The organism is Vibrio kagoshimensis, assembly GCF_050337535.1.
Taxonomy (GTDB): domain Bacteria; phylum Pseudomonadota; class Gammaproteobacteria; order Enterobacterales; family Vibrionaceae; genus Vibrio; species Vibrio gallaecicus.
In genome coordinates, this window is the sequence record NZ_JAKJSZ010000005.1 from 61,825 (window position 1) to 85,784 (window position 23,960).

Genomic DNA, 23,960 nt, shown 5'->3' on the forward strand with positions numbered 1-23,960 from the left:
CATGACGACACGTTTTTTGAGATTAACCTGCATTGCTGTTACCGCGAGTTTTGCTGTAGGTTGTTCTAGTGTTCCAGAGCAAGAGTCTGAAAATACTGAAATAGAAACAGCAGCGGCTCAAGTTGAACCTTCACATCCTAATGATCCTTTTGAAGGGTTTAACAGAGCTATGTGGGAGATCAACTATGAGTATTTGGACCCATACTTGGTTCGTCCTGTGTCTCTGGCCTATGTAGATTATACGCCGGTGCCTATTCGCAGCGGTATTTCTAATTTCCTTGCAAACCTTGATGAGCCTGCAAGCATGATTAATAACTTGATCATGGGCAATGGAGAAAAAGCCGTCGATCACTTTAACCGCTTTTGGATCAACAGCTCATTTGGTTTATTAGGTTTGATTGATGTTGCCAGTGCCGCCGGCATAACCAAGTACGATGATAAGTCATTTTCTGATGCAGTCGGTCATTATGGGGTCGGAAATGGACCTTACTTTATGGTTCCGGGCTACGGACCTATAACGACTCGTGAAGTAACAGAGCAAGTTGATGGTTTGTACGCACCATTGTCTTTAATATCTTTTTGGGGAAGTCTAGGTAAATGGGCATTTGAAGGGATGGAGAAGAGAGCGATGGTTGTGCCTCAAGAATCTATTCTTTATGACTCACCAGATCCTTATGCATTGACTCGTGAAATCTATATTCAGCGCAGAGACTTTAAAGCTGAAATAGACATTGAAGAGTTTGATCAAGAAGAGGAAGACTTCATTGATGACTACCTTGATGAAGAATATTAAGCTGATGGCTTTCTCTTAAAAGTAGTACTTAAAATAAAAAGGGGCAGATGATTTCATCTGCCCCTTTTTTGATCACCTTAAACTCAGATAGTTTAGAGTTCTTATTAGAAACGGTAGTTCGCTTGAACACCGATAAGCCAAATGCTACCCGTTACTTCACCTTCAAATTTACCACCAAATGGTGCTGAAGTTGCATCGTTTTCAACCATGTTTGCATCTTTCGCAAGGATGTATGTGAAACCTGCATCTAATGAAAGTTGCTCAGACCATTGGTAACCTGCACCAACACTTAACCAGGTACGATCTGTCTCTGGAATAGTTGCTGTGCGGTGCTCGTCACTTACTGCAGAAGTGTCGTATGCGATACCAGAGCGTAACGCTAGCTTCTGTGTCATTTGGTAAGTTGTACCAATCGCAAAGCGGTAGTTGTCTTCCCAGTTTTCTTGCTTGATCTCTACGCTGCTTTCCCCTGGGAAATCAGCAACAAGTTTTTCAAAGCTGCTCCAGTCGGTCCAGTTGATGCTCGCGTGGATAGCAACTTTCTCTGTGATCTGGTGGAAGCTTGCTATTTCAGCTGTTGCTGGTAACGCTAGATCCATAGAACCACTTTTGTGTGCATTTGGATCTGCTTGATTGAAGCCAAGACCTTTAGCGTAGCCTTCAAGTGTTAAGTCCACTTCAGATTTGTAAGTAAAACCAACACGATGATCATCATTAATTTGCCATGCTGTACCTACTTGCCAGCCCCAAGCAGTATCATCACCTTCCATATATTTTAAAGCGGTTCCAGCTGGTACTTGTACTAATGAGTTTTCTGTTGAAACTGCACCAAAGCTACCTTCAGCCATTACATAACGAATACCACCACCAACAGACACATTGTCCAACACTTGGTATGCAGCATTAAGGTTTAGCTCCATGCTGATAACGCTAGCTTCATTACCGTGGTTTGCACCACCGAAATCAGTCCCTAGGTCAGTTTCCATCCCGTAGTTTGTGCCAGCAGCAAAGCCTAACGCAAACTTATCGTTGTACTTATGAGAGATGTAAAAATTTGGAATAACAGCGCTATGTGCAAAATCACTTGAACTAGATGAAGTTTTGGTGCCTAGCATTGAGGTCGATGTACCATTAAGGTCAATATTCGGGTCAACATAGATAGCACCAACAGAGACTTGAGTACCTTCAAGGTAAGTCAGCATTGCAGGGTTACGCCATTGTGCACCTGCGTTATCTGCCATTGCAGCTTCACCTGCATAAGCTCGACCTAAGCCGGTTGCAGAATATTCTGCAAGTTGAAAACCAGCAGCTTGCGTCACTGTCGAAGTAGAAAGTAAACCGAATGCCACTGCGGCAGATAGGAGAGTCTTATTTGTTTTCATTATGATGTTCGCTGAACTATTAATTTTGAGTAGCGTGATTTTACTTTTAGAGTCTTTACTTTAAAAATGAAATTCGACTAAAACAGTGTTTTAACGATTAAATTGTTAAATGAGAGCGTTTAGTAGATGATTTGACTGAATGTTTCGTGAGTGTTGCGGGTTTTCAGCGTACACATGTGTCTGGAAATAGGCTATGCAGGCTACAGTTGTAAGCTTAAATAGTTGTTGGAAGGGGATTTTTAGGCAAAGAAAAGGGCCGCAATGCGACCCTTAAAGTTTGTTAGCTGAAGCTTAAATTTAGAAGCTGCGGCTGTATTGAAGACCCATCAAGATTGCATCTGCGCGAGTTGTAGCACTGATTGAAGAAATATTATCTCCACCAATAATACCTGACGCTGGGTTTTCAGTATTTTCATTTACTTTCACATCTTTACCCACTAGGTAAGTGAAGCCAAAATCAATGTTAGATTTTTCGTTGATGTGGTAAGTGAAACCTGTTGAGAACCATTGACGATCTGAATCTGGAACAGAAACTGAAGTTACGTCATCCTGAGCGCTGGTGTCATACATGTAACCTGCGCGTAGAGTCCAATCACGATTTAAGAAGTATGTACCACCAATAGAGTAGTGCATGCCATCTTGCCATTCGTAGTTATTAAGTGTTCCGTGTGCTTTTGAATCAAGAGATTTAAATGAACTCCAACCAATCCACTGAACGCTGTAGTGAACAGCCCATTTAGTGTCTTCCAATCGGTGGTAGCCTGAAAACTCTAGAAGATCAGGAAGAGGCATGTATAAAGTATCGTTCTTAGCTTCCTGTGGATTACCTGAAATATAAGTAATGTCACCTTCAGCTTCTAGCTCTGGAGAGTAATGATAAGCTAGACCAAATCTGTTGTTCTCATCGTACTCGTATACAGTACCTAGGTTAAAACCAACCGCCCAGCCATCAGCTTCAGCATCTAAGGCTGTGCTACCTGGTTGAGGAAATGGAGCCATTCCAGGAGTATTAACTTCAGAGCTCATCGAGCGTTTAAGTTCACCTTTACCGTAAATGAAATCTAGACCGGCACCAAAGCTCCATTGGTCATTTAAGCGGTAAGAACCAGCTAGGCCTAAGTTTACGCTTTTAACATCAGTCAAGCCGCCGTACTCGCCACCAACATAGCTATCGCTAAATTCAGTTTTTGTTCCGAAGTTTGAGTAAGCGTTAAAACCAACCGCAAATTTTTCATTGATAGGAACAATTAAGTGAATATTTGGTGCGATTGATGTACCACCAGCATCGTCATAGCTAGCGTCGTGAGTACCACCTTGGAAGTCTGTATATGTCGCATCTTTCACTTCAATCATAGAAGTAATGCTTTCGAAACCCAGTGATAATTCAACACTATCAAATAGTGCCATTGCCGCTGGGTTACGAGCCATAACAGCAGCGTTATCGGCGATTACTGCATCACCAGCGAAAGCACGGCCAATACCGGTTGCTGATTGTGCGTTAAGTTGGAAGCCTGCAGCCATTGCTTGCGAAGAGGCTAGTGTAATTGTTACTGCTAAAAGAGACTTTTTAAACAGACGCGTTTGCTTAGTCATTATTATTTCCTTTTTATTCCGCCTCTAAAGGGCGATTTATTTGAGCTTTTGCTCAATATGGGGCTGATCCTAGACCGAAGTATACGATATACAAATCCGACCATTCGATATTTTGAGGGGAAAATTATGGAAGTGGCGTCTATCTGACATGAAATTGGTGATAAATATCGTTTTTTAGAGCTAGTACTCTATTTTTAATTGGTATGGGGAATGGTTTGGGTGGGATGTATAATAAAAAACCCGACTTCATCTTGCATAAGTCGGGTTTATGGTTCTATTTGCAGTGAAGAGTACTTAACTCATTGGTTTTATTATTTTAGAAAGTTGCTCTGCAATTTTAGACACATCTTCTCCATTCTCTCCCACTAAGATAAGGCTAGAGTCGTCAATTGGGGTGACTGAGCCTGTCATACCTTCTTCATCAAAGCCGAGAGCTTTCTCTGTCGGGATGCCTGTTAAAAAGAGTGTAACTTTGCCTTTTTCACCTTGAAAGACCATGTGCATAGCGTTTGATTTACCAAATCCACAATGATTTAGGTAATAAACGTGATACGGGAAAGCTTCATCAAATTGAAAAGCAAATGGGTTCATCTTTGCATTGATCTGCTGCGAAGTGACCTGTTCGTCTATGACACTAACAAAGCTCTTTTCATTAACTACATGCTTCATTGCGGTATCAGCTAGGCTAGCTTGCGCTGGTGGAACCAAAACATTCCCCCAATTCACTTGCCCTACGAGTAAACCACAAACAAATGCGACAGAAGCAGCTAAGCCCATGGCTCTTTTGGCAAAGTTAGGACGTATTACATTGCTTTCTTCACTTGATGTTTGATTGAAAAGAATGCGGTCGGCTAAATCATCCGGCACATCCACTTTCATTGCATGATGTATTTGCTTATCAAGGGACAAAACATCATCTAAAAATTTACTGTTTGCTTCGTTCTCGGTCAGTGCGCCAATAATGTCTTGATCACGATGCTTAGGATCTGACAAAACGCGACGACGAAATTCTAAATCATCCATTATGTTGCCCCCTTACGGTTTCTTCGGAATCAAGCATGTCTTTCAGCTGATTACGAGCTCGGAATAAACGTGTCATTACTGTGTTTTTATTAAGAGTGAGTATGTCTGCTATCTCATCTCCGCTAAATCCACCAATCACTTGCAGAAATAGAGGTTCACGGTAATCGACTTCTAATTTCATGATCTGAGCTTGTAACCATTCATGTTGATGATGTGGGTCGTCACTCACTTTAGCATCATTGCTGTGGTCATCTATATCAACTAGATCAAATTGTTTTCGTTCAAAGCGGCGCGCATTTTCTCTTCTCAAAATAGTAATGAGCCAAGATTTTGCGGCTTTTTCATCTTGTAAGCTATCGAGAGATTTCCACGCTCTTAAGCAGGTCTCTTGCACCAAATCTTCTGCAATGCTTTTGTCTTTACACAGCCAATATGCATAGCGGAATAGGTCTCCGTGATAGGCACGTACAAGTGCTTCGTATTTTCTTTGTTTGTCCATATCAGAGTTGACCGGGGTATTCGCCGGTTTCTTTCCGAATATTTTCATTATCGACACAGGAGCCTCCATTATCGCTCTGCGGATAGATTATTTTTTACGTATTCATGCATTGGAAATCGTAAAATCGTAATTAAAATTGATCTACTTCAAAATCTGAGCTTTCGAACAGGCTATAGTACACCTTGTTGTCTAGTTAGTCATTTATGGCTAGCGTGTTGAGCAAGACAACACTTCCTTTTGAAGGCTGACTTTACTTTCTCCTAATCAGGAAACTGATTATTTCAATTGGCGCTAAGTTAATTGCTTTATATACATTCCGACCACACAGCTTTGTGTGGTTTTTTTTTGCCTGAATAAAACACAGCCCAGTACTCTTACTGATTTAGCTCTATTACTGATTAAGCCCTGTGGCTAATTAAGCACTATGACTGATTCAGTACTATGAGTTTAGTTCATACCCTCTGCGCTACTACTTTTCAGCTTCATGTACTCGCATCACGTTTATTTAAACGTCCGTTTGATTTTATTAACAACTTCTTTACAATGCTTCAGGTCAGACCTCTTACCCTCAAGGAGAAACCATGGGCATACAGGAACTCAAAACTCGCTCTGGAGAGCGTGTTGCCGTAGTAGCCGGACTAAGAACCCCTTTCGCTCGTCAGAGCACCGAATTTAGCCAAGTGCCTGCGGTAGACCTAGGTAAAATGGTCGTAAGTGAAATGCTTGCACGTACTGATATTGATCCTGCGTTAATTGAACAAGTAGTCTTTGGGCAAGTTGTACAAATGCCTGAAGCGCCGAATATTGCCCGTGAAATTGTACTAGGTACGGGAATGAACATTCATACCGACGCTTACAGTGTGACTCGCGCATGTGCTACCAGTTTTCAGGCTGCCGTTAATGTAACGGAAAGTATTATGGCGGGAAGTATTGATGTTGGTATTGCCGGCGGGGCAGATTCTTCTTCTGTATTGCCTATTGGTGTTTCGAAGAAACTTGCGGCTAATTTATTGGCTTTGAGCAAAACGAAAACTATTGGTCAAAAACTAAAAATACTAAAAGCTTTATCCTTTAAAGATCTCATGCCTGTTCCACCTGCAGTTGCTGAATATTCGACTGGGTTGTCTATGGGACAAACAGCTGAACAAATGGCTAAAACACATGGTATTACCCGTGAACAGCAAGATGCTTTAGCCCACCGTTCCCATACTTTAGCTTCTCAAGCTTGGAAGGATGGGAAGATACAAGGTGAAGTCATGACGGCTTTCCCTGCTCCTTATAAAAAGTCGATATCTGAAGATAATAATATTCGCCATGACTCCACGGTCGAAGGGTATGCGAAATTGCGTCCGGCGTTTGACCGTCAGCACGGCAGTGTGACGGCGGCAAATGCGACTCCTTTAACTGATGGCGGCGCAGCCGTAATGCTCATGAGAGAAGGTAAAGCGAAAGAGCTGGGCCTTGAAATTATGGGTTATATCCGAGGTTACGCATTTTCGGCGATTGGTGTAGAAAGCGACATGTTAATGGGGCCATCTTACGCAACATCTAAAGTACTTAAGAATACCGGTTTAGAGCTTGAAGATTTAGATTTGATTGAAATGCATGAGGCATTCGCAGCTCAAGCACTCGCAAACGTGAAGATGTTCGCTTGTGATAAATTTGCGCAGGAACACTTAGGTCGCTCTAAAGCGATGGGTGTTATTGATATGGATAAATTCAACGTGTTGGGTGGTTCTATTGCCTATGGTCACCCATTCGCTGCAACTGGTGCGCGAATGATGACTCAAACATTACGTGAATTAAAACGTCGTGGCGGCGGGCTTGCACTTAATACTGCATGTGCGGCTGGTGGCTTAGGTGCAGCTATGATCTTGGAGGTAGAATAATGTCTACGGTTATCGACTCATCAACAGAAAATAACTCAACAACAGCGGCTCAAGCAGAAAAAGCTTTTAGCCTAACCATTGATGAACAGAACCTAGCATGGCTTGCGATTGACGTTCCCAATGAAAAAATGAATACGCTTCAAGCGGCTTTTGCAGAAGAAATGAAAGCGGTTTTTGAACAGCTAAAAGATAAACAAAGCAGCATTAAGGGCTTAATTGTTCACTCCCTAAAACCTGATAACTTCATTGCAGGTGCTGATGTTCGCATGCTCGATGCTTGCCAAACAGTCGATGAGGCTGAATCACTGGCTCGTCAAGGTCAGGACATGTTCCAAACCTTATCTGACCTACCTTACCCGGTTGTTGCTGCTATCCATGGTCCATGTCTAGGTGGTGGTTTAGAGTTAGCACTAGCGTGTGATTACCGAGTATGTAGTGATTCAGATAAAACTCGCCTTGGTTTACCTGAAGTTCAATTAGGTTTACTTCCAGGTTCTGGCGGTACTCAACGTTTACCTCGCTTAATTGGATTATTGCCATCACTAGATTTAATTCTTACGGGTAAGCAGTTACGTGCGAAGAAAGCTAAAAAGTTGGGTGTGGTCGATGCGTGTGTCCCACAAACTATTTTGCTGAATGTCGCTAAAGATTTCGTCGAGAAGCATGCTTCTAAAGGTTCAGGTAAGAAAGGCGGAAAACGTATTGCTTCTAAGAGCAAAGCTTCCACGAAAGAGAAGATGATTTCTCGTAACGGTCTTGGAAGGAAAGTGATTTTTGAGCAAGCTGCGAAGAAAACGAATAAAAAGACGCGCGGTAATTACCCTGCGACAGATGCCATCTTGGATGTGATTCGTTACGGCTTAGAAAACGGTTTTGAAAAAGGCTTACAATACGAAGCGAAGCGATTCTCTGAATTGGTAATGACCACCGAATCTAAAGCTCTGCGCTCTATATTCTTTGCGACGACCGAAATGAAAAAAGAAAATGGTGCAGATGCAAAACCAGCGCCAGTTCAAAAAGTCGGTGTTTTAGGCGGCGGCTTGATGGGGGCGGGCATTAGCCATGTGAGCGTTGCTAAAGCGAAAGTACCAGTCCGAATTAAAGATGTTTCAAATGATGGCGTTTTGAATGCTTTAAATTACAACTTTAAGTTATTTGATAAACAACGTAAGCGTCGAATTATCAGTAAGTCAGGGTTAGAAGCGAACATGCTCCAACTTTCTGGCGGTATTGATTTTACAAGCTTTAATCATATTGATGTTGTTATCGAAGCTGTTTTTGAAGATTTGGATTTAAAGCAGTCGATGGTGGCGGATATTGAAGCGAACGCAAAAGCGAATACTATCTTTGCGACAAACACTTCTTCATTGCCGATCCATAAAATTGCAGAAAAAGCGGAACGCCCAGAAAACGTAGTAGGTCTACATTACTTCAGCCCAGCAGAAAAAATGCCTTTAGTTGAAGTTATTCCGCATGAAACTACCTCTGATGAAACCATTTCAACCGTTGTAGCGTTAGCGAAGAAACAGGGTAAAACGCCAATTGTCGTTAAAGATACGGCAGGTTTTTACGTTAACCGTATTCTAGCGCCATACATGAATGAAGCTGCGCATTTGCTTCTGGCTAATGAACCTATCGAGAAGCTAGACAGCGCATTGCTTGATTTTGGTTTCCCTGTCGGACCGATTACTTTACTTGACGAAGTTGGTGTGGATATTGGCGCGAAAATCATCCCGATTCTAGTGAATGAGTTAGGTGAAAGGTTCCAAGGACCTGATGTGTTTGACGTCCTGTTAAATGATGGTCGTAAAGGCAGAAAGAGTGGAAAGGGCTTTTATACCTATAAAGGTAAAGACAAAGAAGTGGATAAATCCGTTTATAAGCTTCTGAAGTTACAGCCTGAACCAAAACTGAGTGGTAACGACATTTCATTGCGCTGCGTACTTCCAATGCTTAATGAGGCGGTACGTTGTTTAGATGAAGGTATCATTCGTAGCCCTCGTGATGGGGATATTGGTGCAATCTTTGGTATTGGTTTCCCTCCATTCCTAGGTGGTCCATTCCGTTATATGGATCAAGTTGGAATCGAGTCTTTGGTTGAAATGATGAATGATTTTGCCAAAAAATACGGGGACCGATTTGCGCCATGTGATGGGTTACTCACAAGAGCAGGGCTTGGCGAAACTTTTTATAAGTAGTCAGCCTGAGTAACAACTAACTGATTACACAGCTATTTGTTAATCCCAAACCAGTTTGGAATATTCAATAAATAAAACGCTTACTGAAAAGTAAGCGTTTCTTATTAGATAAAATTTAAGATGGAATTGCTATGTTTGGTGAGCCGAATGGTCAAACTTTACTTTTTATTTCCATCCAGAAAGCCAGTTTTCTTGAGCTTTTAGAACCGTCCAGTCAATGGACTCTGTTCTTTTAGACATCACAGCTTCAATTAAGCAATGTACGACTTCATCTTCTTCAAATTTTACGTCAGTCACTAAAAAGTGCTTCTCTTTTTTAACTGGATTGACCGCCGTCCACTTACTGTTTAATAGTTTCTTTGGGTTGATTTGATTCATTTAAGCTCCATATTCGCGAGTGATTGACTACTTATATAACCAGCTCACTGACGTAAACTGATAATACTGGTCTTCGATGTACGTTATATACGTGGCGATTTCAGTAAGCGTTCAGTTTATGTTGCTTAAATCATGTGTCTTAAATTCACTTAAAAATCAGAACTACCCTAAATCACAGTCTTTAGGGCGAAGCTGAAATTCATCAATTGACCCAATTTCCACCCCAACTGACAGAGCTTCATCTTCATTATGAGCATTACCTTGTGTGTGCATAATCAAACGATTAGCGGTTCTAGGCTTAAGTTGGTTTACGACAAAGCGGATCATATCTGAGCGTGAAAGCGTTTTTAAGTTTTCTAACACTCGCTCACGTTGGTCAAAGTCGGTGTCTTTATTGCCTATCGCAACCCATAAACGTTGAGCTCTTCCACGAAGAGTGGTGTCTGGTGTCGATATCTGGTTCCATAACCCACGTTTACTGCTGTGCCATTGGTACTCATTTAATTCCAGTAACACCATGTAAAATGCATTCAAAAATTCATCAATCGAGCTGATTAAATCTGCTGGAGCTGCATTTGGTGATTGTACATACAGAACAATACCAGGATGACGATTAAGCGGTAAGTTCCCTGTACCCACCATGTAACCGAGTTGCTGCTTGGTCCTAATTTCGTGGAAAAAAGTGGCAGACATTAAATGGTTTGCTAAGGAATAAAGCGCAACGTTTTTTGATGAAATATCAGGGCATTGATAGTAAACCACAATTGCAGAGTCATCTTGGTTACATACGACTTCGCGTTGGAAACTACCATTTTCACCGAGCATGACTAAAGGTCGTAGAGATTCTTCATAGGCTTGGTTTTGAACGCGTAGGGCGTCTTTTAGGGTCGTTGCCATATTATGTGCATCAGCTCGCTGCCAATCACCATAGACAAACATTTCGACATGTAACTCAGCCAAGATTGCCTGAACAAATGAAGATAGTTCATCGACTTCTATGGTTTCTAATGCCTCAATTAGAACGGAGTAAGGAGGGTTGTTTGGTTGTAACATTCCTGTCATAGCGTTAAATAGTTGAGATATAGGGCGATCTTGAGCTGAATTGCGCCAATTGCGCAGAAGTTGCTGCTTAATTGTATCGAATCGAATTGCGCTAAAATCACGCGCCGCAAAACGTTTTAATATCATTTCTAAAAGTTGAGGTTGTTTCTGACTGAAGCCTGAAAGGGTTAATGTCACACCGCCTTGGTGGGTGTACATGTTGTACCCCATACCTGCAATTTCAGCCTGATAGGTTTCTTTTTCCAGAGAATCGAGGAACATCTCAACACATAATCGAGTTTTTACGATATTTCTAGGGCTAGCCACGGAGTGTGGGCTATCTATCGCAACATACACAACGCCTTTAGGTACTCTAAATTCAGTGTCTTGTAGATGCCAAAGAGAAAACCCATCCAATTTTTCGATTAACTCAGGTTGAGATTGACCACTTTCAATGGCAGCAGGCTCAAGGTCATAACAAATGAAAGGGTTTTTACTAGGCAGTTCAAATTTCCAACTCGGGTTAATTTGAGTAAACTTTAGCTGCTGCTCCGATGTGAAATCTTGAGTGGAATAAGGTGTGAAATACCATTTGGCTTCGTGGTCATACCCTGCTTCTTTGTTGGGATTAGAATCATGGGCAACCAGAGTTGATCTCAGGTTCTTTACGGTAAAGTATTGGAAAATAGAACGTTGTAGCTCATCATCATAATGAGACATTTTATAGTCGCCATACACTACATCGTCTTCAGGGTAATGCTGCATATTCATCACTAAATGACTGGCAACATCGAGTGGGCGAGATGGTTCTTGAAAACGAAAAGCTGATTCTAATACCGCGCGCTTTTCAAGGTACCGCCACTCTTCCATACCTTGTTGTTCAATTAACTTTATATATTGGAATACGGCTTGAGTAATATCATCGACTTTTGATAAACCTTCAGGTGTTAGAGTTGCGCTGATATTGAAATCTCGATAGTTACTGCCGCTTGCGCCACCACCCGCAGAAAGGGAGGTCACCCAGCCTTTCTCTTTCAGTTGCATCATTAAGCTGCCTTCACCTTCGTAGCCAAGTAAATGTGCAAAAAAGGAAAGTGGTTTTGTGCTGTAATGCTTGTCCATGCAAGGCATAGGAAAGTTTAAAATGAGCTTTCGTATTTCTTTGACTGGCTCAACAAAGACTTGAATACCCGTACTGCCTTCGGTTGTGATAGGTTCTGAAATAGATTTATTGCTCAGTTGATGATTACTGATCTCAGAGAAGCGCGACTCAACCCAAGCTTGCATCTCATCTAACTCTTGATTCCCAGAGAGCGTAAGTGTCATTAAATCGGCGGAATAATTTTGCTGGTGGAACGCTAAGATTTCTTGTCGAATAGATTGACCATCACGGTCGCCTAAGGTTTCGAGGTTACCTACCGAAAATTTGGCAAATGGGTGGGCAGGGTTAACAATTTCTTTATGTACTTGATAAAGTCGGCGAGAGTCGTCATTGAGCTTCATCTTGTATTCAGATTCAACGGCTTGGCGTTCTTTGTCTAAAGCTTCTTCATTAAATAAAGGGGCGGTGAAAAATTGAGAGAAACGATCAAGTGCAGATTCAAAAGCATTTAAATCGACATCAAAGAAAAAGCAGGTGTGTTCTGTTCCAGTCCACGCATTGTTACTGCCACCATGTTGGCTAATGTAACTTTGGAACTCACCAACTTTTGGATACTTTTCAGTGCCTAAAAATAGCATATGCTCTAGGTAGTGTGCTAAGCCTTCTCTGTCTGCTGGATCATCGAAGTGACCGACATTTACAGCCAATGCCGCCGCCGCTTTTTGCGCGTCGGGATCTCTTACCAGCAAGGTGCGTAATCCATTTGATAAGGTGAGATAGCGATATTGATGTTCATCGTTAGGGCTTAAATGCACAAGGTCTCTCCAGAGATTTTTATTATTAAATTATGTACCTGATACAAGTGGGTGCAAATCTTGCAGTCATATTTTGAGATATAAGTGCGTTTTGAAAGTGTGGAAGCATCACTAGTAGTGCTTTCAATATCTTTGATCAGGTATTTATTTTCTTGTTATTAAGTTTCTTTTTAATAGATTGTTAAGAAAGTCGAACTCTTTGGCAAGCGACTTGATATAATTATTTATATTGATTGAAGTTTCTCAATATTGAGAGTCAAAAACGAAGTAGCGATTTCGCCTGTTATGACGATATATGAGAATGCTACATAGATAGGATAAAACATGAAAATATTCATTATGCGCCACGGTGAAGCGGAACATTTTGCGAACTCGGATGCAGAAAGAGCCCTAACTAAACGTGGCAAAAAACTGTCTTTGGCAGTGGCACAAGCAGCTGTTGAGCAAGGCTATAGTCAATTTGATAAAGTGCTGGTTAGCCCTTATTTAAGGGCGCAAGAAACATGGTTAGAGATTTCTCAGGTATTTAATGCCGATAAGGTAGAAACCAGTGAAGACATTACCCCATACGGTGTGTCTGACGAAGTGTTTGATTTCACCTTGGCTTTAGCTGAAGTTGAGAAGCTAGACAGCCTTTTATTTGTTTCTCATTTACCTTTGGTTGGGTATTTAACTGCAGAGTTCGCTACAGGCATGACTCCACCTATGTTTCCACCTTCTGGCATGGCTTGTATTGAATTCGATTTAGAGACACGTAAAGGTGAATTGCTTTGGAATATTAATCCATAAGCTTCAGCCATAGTGTCTTTTTGGTTTGGATATTGAAGTGTTGGTTTGAATATCGAGGTGAACTGAATTTGGTTTGCTTTAATGGCGATTAAATAGAAAGGGCGCATCAGTGATTGATGCGCCCTTTCCTTATTCTTCGGGTCATTGATTTAGTATCGGTTACTTGTCTGGTATCGATAATAAAACCAATAATGCGCCATGACCGCCAAATTCGAGAGGAGCTTGGTGGAATGCCATTACGTCGGGGTGTTGCGCCAGCCATAACGGCACTTTTTGTTTCAATATGTGCTTGCCAATCCCGTGTTGAACACACGCACATGCCACACTTTCTTTTATGCAGTGGGCAATCATTGCACCTAATTCACGTTTCGCTTCTAGTTGAGTCATTCCATGCATATCTAAATAAACATCGGGAACATACACACCTCGACGCAACCTTTTGACTTCATATTTAGACACATCATCACGAGCATAACGAGTTGGTCCATCATCACTTAAGTGAGGAATGAACTCATCCGAGAAATAGAATTCACTGTCACTGGCTTGTCTTGCAGTTCGAGTAATTTCTTTTTGCTTGGTATTTCTTTTTGGCTGCTGGATTATGGTATCCTGTTGCAACTTTTTAACGCCCTTTACTGCATCGTTGAATAAGGCGAAATCGTCATCGAAGTCGGTGTCTTTTTTGCTCATCAGGTTATGAATTCTAATTTGAAACGTAATTAGCAGTATTGTAGCGCTTTTCGGAGACAATTTTGGATAAGATTTTTGTAGAAGAAGCGGTATCAGAACTACACACGCTTCAAGATGTAATTCGTTGGACTGTTAGTCGCTTTAACGCTGCTGGCCTATTTTATGGTCATGGTACTGATAATGCGTGGGATGAGGCGGTACAACTTATTTTACCTACTCTTTATCTGCCGATTGATGTTCCTTCGCATGTTATGAACTCTCGCCTAACAAGCAGCGAGCGTTTACGTATTGTTGAGCGTGTTATTAAGCGTATCAATGAGCGTACTCCAACGGCTTACTTAACCAACAAAGCGTGGTTCTGTGGTCTTGAATTCTTCGTTGATGAGCGTGTACTTGTGCCTCGCTCTCCAATTGGCGAATTGATTGAAGCGCAATTCCAACCTTGGTTAACAGAAGAGCCGACACGTATCATGGATATGTGTACAGGCAGTGGTTGTATCGCAATCGCATGTGCGCACGCATTCCCAGATGCTGAAGTCGATGCGATTGACATTTCAACTGACGCGCTGCAAGTTGCTGAGCAAAACGTACAAGACCACGGTATGGAACAGCAAGTGTTCCCAATTCGTTCGGATTTGTTCCGTGACTTACCAAAAGAAAAGTACAACTTGATTGTATCTAACCCGCCTTACGTAGACGAAGAAGATATGAACAGCTTACCTGATGAGTTTACGCATGAGCCTGAATTAGGCTTAGCTGCTGGCACTGATGGCTTGAAATTGGTTCGTCGCATTTTAGCTAATGCTCCAGATTACCTGACTGAAGATGGTATTTTGATCTGTGAAGTGGGTAACTCTATGATCCACATGATGGAACAATACCCAGAACTTCCGTTCACATGGATTGAATTCTCTAATGGCGGTCATGGTGTGTTCATGATCACTCGCGAGCAGTTAGTTGCTTGTGCGGATGAGTTTTCAATCTACAAAGATTAAACTTCTGTCGCTATAGGTTTGTGTTGTTATAAATTTCTGTGGTTATAGAGTTCAGAGATTAAGCGTTTAGAGCGCTAGTTTCAGACATAAAGTCTCAGAGATTGAGCCGTAGAAACGCAAGTGAATTATTAAAACGCCATGCCGCCAACGCATGGCGTTTTTTATGGGAGAAATAAGCTAAATTCATTAAAGCCTACAAATTAAGTGGTTAATATTTAGTTGATCAATATGCATACTTAACACATATTGGTGTTCGATTTTTGAACATTAAGTGAATCATGGAGGATTCATAATGGCTATAGAAACGTGGGTTTACTACTTCCTTGCTGTGTTGGTATTAACAGCATCACCGGGTCCAAGCTCGTTATTGTGTATGACTAAGGCTGTACAATCCGGCTTTAAGCTTTCAGTCTTTACTGCATTAGGTAGCTTAACGGCTATTTCAACTATTCTAACCCTTTCTTTTACTGGTTTAGGCGTGATTATCGCTTCATCCGAAGTGGTATTTAATATCATTAAATGGACGGGCGCGGCATACCTTATTTATCTTGGCTGGCAGTCTTTGCGTTCTTCTCAGCAAAGCTATGATCAACTTTCTTCTGAAGATACCCCCTCGAAAGGCACTAACAAGCAGCATTTTCTTAGTGGTTTTATTGTTGGTGCAAGCAACCCAAAAGCGATTCTATTTTTTACCGCGTTGTTTCCTCAGTTCATCGACCCGACTTTAGCACTTATGCCTCAGTTTATTGTGTTTGCTACAACGTTTGCTGTAATGGAACTTTCATGGCTGTTGCTTTATGCTTATCTAGGAGCGAAGTCTTCCAATTGGTTATTTGCACAAGGCAGAGCCAAAATCTTCAATCGAGTGACAGGTGGGGTGTTCATCAGTGCTGGTGCTTTGTTATCAACGACGAGTCGCACTTAGCTATGAAAGTGAGAAATTATTGCTAATGTGACAGAAAATTCTTGATGCTGTAATAAAAGGTTAATATATATATGCTTGCTGATTTGAGCGTTATACCGATATATTATAGTTACTTACTCAAATCTCTAGGAGAGATATATGCAGCATCAAGAAATGATTCAACATAGTAATTTTGGCGTTATTAGCCGCACTTGGATTTTCGCAACTTTGTCTCTTGTAGGCATTTTGGCGTTAATGTAACCAGACATAATGCAGCAACGACAATGTAATTATGATGATTCTTCGATTTATACGCGTATTACCATCTCAATTTAGTTTTTATACACTTTCCAACCTTTCTCATCGATGTGGCTTTTCTCACTAGGTTAGCCACTTCAATTTTATCTTTTCAATCTTCTTTTCTACTCTATTTTTACCCGTCCTAAATCCCACAACCCATCTTCAGTCATTATAAGCTTAATGAATTCAAGCACTATCAATTTCAAGAGCTATTAATCTCTATCCATTCCCAATTTATTTCTTTAACTGTTTCAATCATTACGGCTTCAATAATTGTTATTAAAATGTGATAGTCTGGCACGAATTGTTTCATCAAGAGTGTTACTCATGTCTATCTGGGATTCTATCTCTGTTAATAACCGGTTCAGTGAACTTCCACGTTCCTTTTATACTCCAGCTCAACCCACTCCACTTAGCAATGTTCAATGGCTTGCTTGGAATAAAAAATTAGCATTAGAGCTAGGCTTTCCGGAATTTGAACAATGTTCAGAGGAACTGCTTTCAACTCTTTCTGGCACAAGTGAACCTGCACCGTTTTTCCCATTAGCAATGAAGTATGCAGGTCACCAGTTTGGTTCTTATAACCCAGATTTAGGTGATGGAAGAGGCTTGTTATTGACGCAAGTGGTTGCGAAAAGTGGTGAAACCTTTGATTTACACCTCAAAGGTGCCGGTAAAACGCCTTATTCTCGAATGGGGGATGGGCGAGCGGTGATTCGTTCAACAGTAAGAGAATATTTATGCAGTGAAGCAATGGCTGGGTTGAAAATCCCTACTACTCGTGCGCTAGCAATGATGAGCAGTGATACACCTGTTTATCGTGAAAAGCAGGAGAAAGGAGCGCTACTGGTCCGAGTGAGTGAGTCTCATATACGTTTTGGGCATTTCGAGCACCTTTTCTATACTAATCAAATTGCTGAACACAAATTGTTAGCCGATAAAGTATTGGAATGGCACTTCCCTGAGTGCCTTGAAGATGAAAAACCTTATGCCAGCATGTTCAACCTCATTGTCGATCGCACTGCTGAAATGGTCGCACTGTGGCAAGCTAATGGTTTTGCTCATGGCGTAATGAACACTGATAACATGTCTATATTAGGGCAAACTTTTGACTATGGACCGTTCGCGTTTCTTGATGAATATGACCCTCGTTTAATTTGTAACCACTCAGACTACCAAGGGCGCTATGCCTTTAATCAGCAGCCAAGAATTGGGTTATGGAACTTGTCTGCACTGGCACATTCACTGTCACCATTAATAGATAAAGCTGACCTTGAAGCGGCATTAGAGCAGTACGAGCCACAAATGAATGGTTATTTCAGCCAATTGATGCGTCATAAACTAGGGCTGCTTTCAAAACAAGAAGGTGATGGTCGTTTGTTTGAATCGATGTTCGAATTGATGTCGCAGAACAGAGTCGATTACCCAAGGTTCTTTAGAACTCTGTCTAATTTAGATACGGTGGATTCTCAGGAAGTCATCGATCTTGTCTTAGACCGAGAAGCCGCCAAAATGTGGCTGGCTAATTATTTGCAGCGTTGCGAATTAGAAGACAATTCACCACAAGAGCGTTGCGAAAGCATGAGGGAAATAAACCCTAAGTACATATTACGTAATTATTTGGCGCAGCTTGCGATAGATAAAGCTGAGCAAGGTGATACTAGTGATATTGAAGCGCTGATGGTGGTACTAGCCGATCCATGCAGTGAACACCCTGAATATGAATACTTAGCTGCGCTGCCACCAGAGTGGGGTAAAGGGATGGAGATCAGCTGTTCGTCTTAGTTACCTACTCGTGGTAATCGAATGCTTTTGATAATCAACTGTTCGGGATAATCAATCTTTTGCGATAGTCAACAAATAGCGCTCTAAGTCAGTAAGATGTAGATAGAGGTCACCAAGATGTGATCTCTATCTGTCTACTCTTCTAACTTTACAACCATGCTAATAATCAAACAATCGGCCAGCCTATACACTATGTAAATAAGTTGTAAATTTAATAGGTTTGGGCGATGCCAACAAATACTCGAATTCTCGTGGTGGATGATGATCAAGAAATCCGCGAACTGCTGGAAGAGTACCTCACAAAATCTGGTTTCAATGTCTCTTCAGTTGGAGACGGTGTTGAACTAGAAGCTCATCTACAAAACCAAGGTTATCCAGATCTAATTCTGCTTGATGTGATGCTACCTGGTGACGATGGTTTTACTTTGTGTCAGCGAGTACGAAAGCAATCCAATGTGCCAATTATCATGTTAACTGCGGTCTCAGATGAAACAGACCAGATTATTGGGTTGGAAATTGGCGCTGATGATTACATTGCAAAGCCATTCAGCCCTCGCCAATTAATGGCGCGTATTAAAGCGTTATTGCGCCGCGTCCAAGTGGTGGATGACAAGCCAAGTGATGCACTGCCAAAGCAGATTATTTTTGGTGACTGGACGCTTGATACGCTGGCGCATCGAATTTCCCACAATGACAGCTCAGAAGAGATGGATTTGTCAGGCAGTGACTTTTCTTTGTTGATGTTGTTCTTAACTCGTCCTAACGAAGTTCTTGATCGTGACACCATTTCTTTCGCCACCAGAGGTCGCGAAGCGTTGCCTTTTGAACGTGGTATTGATGTACAGCTTAGCCGCCTAAGAAGCCGACTAGGCGACAGTGGTAAATATCCTCACTACATCAAAACCATGCGCGGAAATGGCTATATTCTTGCCGTGCCGGTTCAGTATCAACACTAAGCATGAAGCTCCTAACTCCTAAAACAGTACTCCGTATGAAGTATCTCGTATGAACTGGTTAAGCCGATTCAAGCCAAACTCTTTGGTCGCAAGAACCTTGTTGTTAACTTTGTTAGCTGTGGTTATTGCCCAAGGAATTGCTACGTCTATATGGTATAGCGAATCAAAACACAAAGAACTGGAAGGTATTCGCTCTGCATCATCTAGCATGGCGAACATGTTTGCCTCAACGGTAACTTTCTTCCAATCTTTGCCCGTTAAATATCGTCATATCGTTCTGGATCAAATCCGTAATATGGGAGGAACACGTTTCTTTGTTTCTTTTAATAAAGAGGCTTTGATTGTCGAACCCATCCCTGACACCCGCTTAAAAACCGCCTCAATTGATGCGATAGAAAGTGTCTTGAGTAGCAAGCTTAATAAAGTGGAATCGGTACGCGTAGACTTTTCACGACCGGAACACCTTCGCTTACTTAAAAATGATATCTACTTAAGCGATCTCCCGCGATCGTGGGCACATCATACTTTAACGTTAGAGCCGTTGAATCCACCCATTCTGGTTGTTCAAATAGAGCTAACCAGTCATGAATGGGTGTACATTGCCGCATTGTTGCCAGCGCCATATGTGAAACTCGACGATACGATTCTCGGTCGTGAGCAAGTGATTTTCTTGGTCTCCTCGACACTCATTTTATTGGCTCTGACTTACTTGATGATTCGTCGCCAAGTACGTCCTCTTAAAAAGTTGGCAAGAGCAGCCAATGAAATGAGCATGGATATTCAGCAGCCCCAACTAAAAGAAGAAGGAGCAACGGAACTGGTGACGGCGACCCGAGCTTTTAATCGTATGCAGCAACGTATTCGTCGCTATGTTGCGGACCGTGAGCACCTTTTTTCTGCTATCTCCCATGACTTAAAGACTCCGATAACCCGCCTTAGATTACGTGCTGAGTTATTGGAGAGTGAAGTAAAGAAAGATAAGTTCAACAAGGATCTGGATGAGCTCGAAATGATGGTGAAGGGCGCTTTGCAGGCGGTAAGAGACACCGACTTGCACGAAAATAATGCCGTTATTGACCTCAACGAGATGGTGCTTTCTGTGATTGAGTCGCATAACCAGTATCAGACAAAGGTTGAGTTTGAGCCTGCTGTCATAGAGCCATTGGTCGCGAAACCACTGGCTATTAAGCGAGTACTCACCAACTTAATTGACAACGCGGTTAAGTATGGCTCGTCAGCTGTGGTGGAAATCTGTGGTGATGAGTTTTGGGTTATTGTCACTATTCAAGACAGTGGTAATGGTATCCCAGAAGACAAGTTAGAGATGGTCTTTGAGCCTTATTTTAGGCTGGCGACGGATGACCAAGGGCACGGTCTTGGCTTAGGTATATGCCGAAATATCCTGCATGGACATGGCGGAGATCTCATTATTCGCAACTCTTCTCAAGGTGGCTTAGAAGCCAAAGTCTATATCCCCACAGGTCTAGAAGTGTAATGTAACAATTGCGTTACATTGGGCTTACCTTTTGTTTCAATCTTATAAATCAGAATAAGTAGACTCTTTATTGAACCGGACGTCGAGTCCGCTAAAACATGGAAGATAATAATGAAAATCAATAAAACCCTACTTACTCTATCTCTTCTTGCTGCCTCAACATTTTCTCAAGCTGGTGAAGTGGAAGTACTCCACTGGTGGACTGCCGGTGGTGAAGCGAAATCCGCTGCGGTACTGAAAGAGATGATTGAAGAACAAGGTCATACTTGGAAAGATTTCGCTGTTGCTGGTGGCGGCGGTGAAAGTGCGATGACTGTTTTGAAAACTCGAGCAGTGTCGGGCAATCCTCCATCTGCTGCGCAGATCAAAGGTCATGATATTCAAGAGTGGGGTGGTTTAGGTTTTCTAACGTCTCTCGATGCAACGGCGAAACAAGAACAGTGGGATGAACTACTACCAGAAGTAGTGACTAAAGTAATGAAGTGGGATGGCGAATATGTGGCGGTCCCTGTCAATGTTCACCGTGTTAACTGGCTTTGGGCTAACCCTGTTGTTTTAGAAAAATCCGGCGTTACGGTTCCTACAACATTAGATGAATTCTTTGTTGCTGCAGACAAGATTAAAGCGGCTGGCTTCATTCCATTGGCTCATGGTGGTCAGCCTTGGCAAGACGCAACGGTATTCGAAGCCGTGGCACTTGATGTACTAGGCAGTGAAGATTACAACAAAGCGTTTGTTGATCTTGATATGGACGTATTATCTGGCGACAAAATGGTGGAAGTGTTCACCAAGTTCAAAAAGATGCGTGATTACATCGACAGCAACTCTCCAGGTCGTGATTGGAATGTCGCAACTTCAATGGTTATAAATGGTGAAGCCGCGATGCAAATCATGGGTGACTGGGCGAAAGGCGAGTTTACTGCAGCAGGCAAAGTGCCGGGTAAAGATTACATCTGTGCGCCAGCTCCAGGTACTGATGGCCAATTCACTTTCAATATCGATAGCTTTGCGTTCTTTGAGTTAAGTGACAAAGAGAACCAAAAAGCGCAGCAAGACCTAGCGAAAACCATTCTTACCAAAGATTTCCAAGAAGTCTTCAACCTTAACAAAGGTTCTATCCCTGTACGCCTAGATATGGACATGTCTAAGTTTGACCAATGTGCGTTGGACTCAATGGCAACCTTCAAAGCAAGTGCTGAGTCTGGGGATCTTGTTCCGAGTATGGCTCACGGCCTAGCGACAACAAGCTACGCTCAAGGCGCTATCTATGACGTGGTGACCAACTTCTTCAACGAGAAAGATGCCGATCCTAAACAAGCAGCTGCCAAGTTAGCTAAAGCAGTGAAAGCGGCTATCTAATCTAACTTGATAAGCAACATACAACGCACGTGAGTGACGGGTTGTGTTGCTTTACCAAACCCCCAGGGTGGGTAGGCTCGTAGGGAGCCTATCTACTCTTTACTCCCAATTCTGATATGCGTGATGCTGATGTGGTGCCGAGAGGCAAGCCATTGGCTCGATTGTGCAACAAGGATAAGTTATGGAGCATGTTTTGACTGAGTCGACTCCAAAACCCACAAGGAGCCAGCCTGCACCGAAACCGAGTTTTGCTGACAGGTTGCAACATTGGTTACCTAAAATAGTACTGGCGCCCACCGCGTTAGTGACCGTGGTGTGTATCTACGGCTATATATTCTGGACGGCAGCGCTGTCGTTCACCAACTCTCGATTTCTGCCGAGCTTTAACTTCGTTGGTTTAACCCAATATGAAAAGCTGATGGATAACGATCGTTGGATCACCTCAATCACCAACCTCGGTGTGTTTGGTTTTCTATTTATGGCGATTGCCATCTTACTTGGTGTTGGTTTAGCGGTATTGCTTGACCAGAATATCCGTCAAGAAGGGGCGATTCGTACCATCTATCTCTACCCAATGGCGCTGTCATTCATTGTGACGGGTACGGCGTGGAAATGGATTCTTAATCCGGGTCTTGGCATTGAAAAGCTGATGCAAGATTGGGGATTTACTGACTTCAAATTTGATTGGCTAGTCGACTCTGAAATGTCGGTCTATACCTTGGTTATTGCAGCACTTTGGCAGTCTTCAGGGTTTGTGATGGCGATGTTCTTAGCGGGTCTTCGCGGTATCGATTCTTCAATCATCAAAGCGGCGAAAATTGATGGGGCGAGCTTACCTACCATCTATCTCAAAATCATTCTGCCTTGCTTGCGTCCTGTGGTTTTCAGTGCGGTGATCATTACTTCTCACATTGCAATTAAGAGCTTTGACCTTGTGACCGCAATGACGGCAGGTGGTCCCGGTTATTCATCGGATCTTCCTGCGCTATTTATGTATGCCCACTCTTTTACTCGCGGACAAATTGGTCTTGGTGCTGCCAGTGCCATGATGATGCTTGCTGGTATTTTAGCGATTCTCGTGCCTTATCTTTACTCTGAACTTAGGGAGAAAAAGTCATGATGAATAACATTAATTTTGCTCGAATCTTTATTTATTCGGCACTGCTTTTCTTCTGCTTAGTGTATTTAATGCCATTGTTCGTAATGGCGCTGACGTCATTCAAAACTCTGCCTGACATCAAGGCGGGTAACCTGATGAGCCTCCCGAAAGAGTGGGTGTTTGATGCTTGGTATAAAGCGTGGGATACCGCCTGTACTGGCGTGAAATGTGAAGGTATCAAAGGTTACTTCTGGAACTCGTTCCAAATGGTGATTCCTGCGGTTGCGATTTCAACATTGCTCGGTGCTTTCAATGGCTATGTCGTGACTAAGTGGCAGTTCAGAGGTTCAAACCTGTTCTTTAGCTTGTTGTTGTTTGGTTGCTTCATCCCATTTCAAGTGGTGTTGTTACCAATGGCAACCATGCTCGGCAAGATGGGGCTAGCGAACACAACTATCGGCTTGGTGATCGTGCACGTTATCTACGGCATGGCGTTTACCACTCTGTTTTTCCGTAACTTCTACATCTCGATTCCTGATGAATTGATTAAGGCGGCAAAACTCGATGGTGCAGGTTTTTTTACGATTTTCTTCAAGATTTTATTACCGATCTCAACGCCAATCATCATGGTGACGGTGATCTGGCAGTTCACCGCAATCTGGAATGATTTCTTGTTCGGAGTGGTTTATTCCGGCTCAGATACTCAGCCGATCACCGTGGCATTAAACAACCTAGTCAACACCAGTACTGGCGTTAAAGAATATAACGTCGACATGGCTGCCGCGATCATCGCTGCACTGCCAACGTTGTTGGTATATGTCTTCGCAGGAAAATATTTTGTTCGTGGCCTAACGGCAGGATCAGTAAAAGGATAA

Annotated in this window: 19 protein-coding genes; 12 read left to right on the plus strand and 7 right to left on the minus strand. The window is 42.3% G+C overall.

Annotated elements, in window-relative coordinates; translation table 11 throughout:
• The first annotated feature begins 1 nt into the window (after nucleotide 1).
• Nucleotides 2–793, plus strand: coding sequence for an MlaA family lipoprotein (locus L4C37_RS05255; RefSeq protein ID WP_137372333.1), 792 nt, complete (start codon nucleotides 2–4; stop codon nucleotides 791–793).
• A gap of 104 nt (nucleotides 794–897) precedes the next feature.
• Here L4C37_RS05255 and L4C37_RS05260 read toward each other — a convergent pair whose 3' ends face one another.
• From L4C37_RS05260 to L4C37_RS05275, 4 genes are all read right to left on the minus strand, one after another.
• On the minus strand, nucleotides 898–2,175 hold the full coding sequence (locus L4C37_RS05260; protein ID WP_429768054.1) for an outer membrane protein transport protein: 1,278 nt from the start codon (nucleotides 2,173–2,175) through the stop codon (nucleotides 898–900).
• Nucleotides 2,176–2,472: 297 nt separating this feature from the next.
• On the minus strand, nucleotides 2,473–3,771 hold the full coding sequence (locus L4C37_RS05265) for an outer membrane protein transport protein (RefSeq protein ID WP_429768144.1): 1,299 nt from the start codon (nucleotides 3,769–3,771) through the stop codon (nucleotides 2,473–2,475).
• A 291-nt stretch (nucleotides 3,772–4,062) separates the two neighbouring features.
• Entirely contained in the window at nucleotides 4,063–4,791 is a 729-nt protein-coding gene (locus tag L4C37_RS05270; RefSeq protein ID WP_137372336.1) for a DUF3379 domain-containing protein, read from the minus strand.
• Entirely contained in the window at nucleotides 4,784–5,359 is a 576-nt protein-coding gene (locus tag L4C37_RS05275) for a sigma-70 family RNA polymerase sigma factor (RefSeq protein WP_137372337.1), read from the minus strand. The genes L4C37_RS05270 and L4C37_RS05275 overlap by 8 nt, the downstream gene beginning before the upstream one ends.
• Nucleotides 5,360–5,871: 512 nt before the next feature.
• On the opposite strand from L4C37_RS05275, the gene fadI reads away from it, so the two are divergent.
• Together fadI and fadJ are read left to right on the plus strand one after the other, a co-directional pair.
• Entirely contained in the window at nucleotides 5,872–7,179 is a 1,308-nt protein-coding gene (fadI, locus tag L4C37_RS05280) for an acetyl-CoA C-acyltransferase FadI (protein ID WP_429768055.1), read from the plus strand.
• Entirely contained in the window at nucleotides 7,179–9,377 is a 2,199-nt protein-coding gene (fadJ, locus tag L4C37_RS05285) for a fatty acid oxidation complex subunit alpha FadJ (RefSeq protein WP_429768056.1), read from the plus strand. Before fadI ends, fadJ begins: the two co-directional genes overlap by 1 nt.
• Nucleotides 9,378–9,542: 165 nt before the next feature.
• On the opposite strand, the gene L4C37_RS05290 is transcribed toward fadJ, so the two are convergent.
• Together L4C37_RS05290 and L4C37_RS05295 are read right to left on the minus strand one after the other, a co-directional pair.
• On the minus strand, nucleotides 9,543–9,755 hold the full coding sequence (locus L4C37_RS05290) for a TIGR02450 family Trp-rich protein (protein WP_429768057.1): 213 nt from the start codon (nucleotides 9,753–9,755) through the stop codon (nucleotides 9,543–9,545).
• 162 nt (nucleotides 9,756–9,917) lie between these two features.
• Nucleotides 9,918–12,713, minus strand: coding sequence for an insulinase family protein (locus L4C37_RS05295; protein WP_429768058.1), 2,796 nt, complete (start codon nucleotides 12,711–12,713; stop codon nucleotides 9,918–9,920).
• 324 nt (nucleotides 12,714–13,037) lie between these two features.
• On the opposite strand from L4C37_RS05295, the gene sixA reads away from it, so the two are divergent.
• Entirely contained in the window at nucleotides 13,038–13,502 is a 465-nt protein-coding gene (gene sixA, locus L4C37_RS05300) for a phosphohistidine phosphatase SixA (RefSeq protein ID WP_137372342.1), read from the plus strand.
• A 159-nt stretch (nucleotides 13,503–13,661) separates the two neighbouring features.
• Here sixA and smrB read toward each other — a convergent pair whose 3' ends face one another.
• Entirely contained in the window at nucleotides 13,662–14,192 is a 531-nt protein-coding gene (gene smrB / locus L4C37_RS05305; protein WP_429768059.1) for an endonuclease SmrB, read from the minus strand.
• Between the two features lie 62 nt (nucleotides 14,193–14,254).
• Here smrB and prmB point away from each other — a divergent pair, with 62 nt between their 5' ends.
• The 8 genes from prmB (at nucleotide 14,255) to L4C37_RS05345 (ending at nucleotide 23,960) form a co-directional block, all read left to right on the plus strand.
• Nucleotides 14,255–15,187: a 50S ribosomal protein L3 N(5)-glutamine methyltransferase gene (gene prmB, locus L4C37_RS05310; RefSeq protein WP_137372344.1), complete on the plus strand. Its 933-nt coding sequence runs from the start codon at nucleotides 14,255–14,257 to the stop codon at nucleotides 15,185–15,187.
• 292 nt (nucleotides 15,188–15,479) lie between these two features.
• The gene (locus L4C37_RS05315; RefSeq protein ID WP_137372345.1) at nucleotides 15,480–16,112 is read left to right on the plus strand and encodes a LysE family translocator; all 633 of its coding nucleotides are present in this window, start codon (nucleotides 15,480–15,482) and stop codon (nucleotides 16,110–16,112) included.
• Nucleotides 16,113–16,718: 606 nt separating this feature from the next.
• Nucleotides 16,719–18,176, plus strand: coding sequence for a protein adenylyltransferase SelO (locus tag L4C37_RS05320; RefSeq protein WP_429768060.1), 1,458 nt, complete (start codon nucleotides 16,719–16,721; stop codon nucleotides 18,174–18,176).
• 227 nt (nucleotides 18,177–18,403) lie between these two features.
• Nucleotides 18,404–19,132: a response regulator transcription factor gene (locus L4C37_RS05325; protein ID WP_273296095.1), complete on the plus strand. Its 729-nt coding sequence runs from the start codon at nucleotides 18,404–18,406 to the stop codon at nucleotides 19,130–19,132.
• A 49-nt stretch (nucleotides 19,133–19,181) separates the two neighbouring features.
• On the plus strand, nucleotides 19,182–20,627 hold the full coding sequence (locus L4C37_RS05330; RefSeq protein ID WP_429768061.1) for an ATP-binding protein: 1,446 nt from the start codon (nucleotides 19,182–19,184) through the stop codon (nucleotides 20,625–20,627).
• Between the two features lie 111 nt (nucleotides 20,628–20,738).
• On the plus strand, nucleotides 20,739–21,986 hold the full coding sequence (locus tag L4C37_RS05335) for an ABC transporter substrate-binding protein (protein ID WP_004736057.1): 1,248 nt from the start codon (nucleotides 20,739–20,741) through the stop codon (nucleotides 21,984–21,986).
• Nucleotides 21,987–22,167: 181 nt separating this feature from the next.
• On the plus strand, nucleotides 22,168–23,106 hold the full coding sequence (locus tag L4C37_RS05340; RefSeq protein WP_273296097.1) for a carbohydrate ABC transporter permease: 939 nt from the start codon (nucleotides 22,168–22,170) through the stop codon (nucleotides 23,104–23,106).
• Nucleotides 23,103–23,960 (plus strand): carbohydrate ABC transporter permease, encoded by an 858-nt coding sequence (locus L4C37_RS05345; RefSeq protein WP_004736059.1) that lies wholly within the window; start codon nucleotides 23,103–23,105, stop codon nucleotides 23,958–23,960. The genes L4C37_RS05340 and L4C37_RS05345 overlap by 4 nt, the downstream gene beginning before the upstream one ends.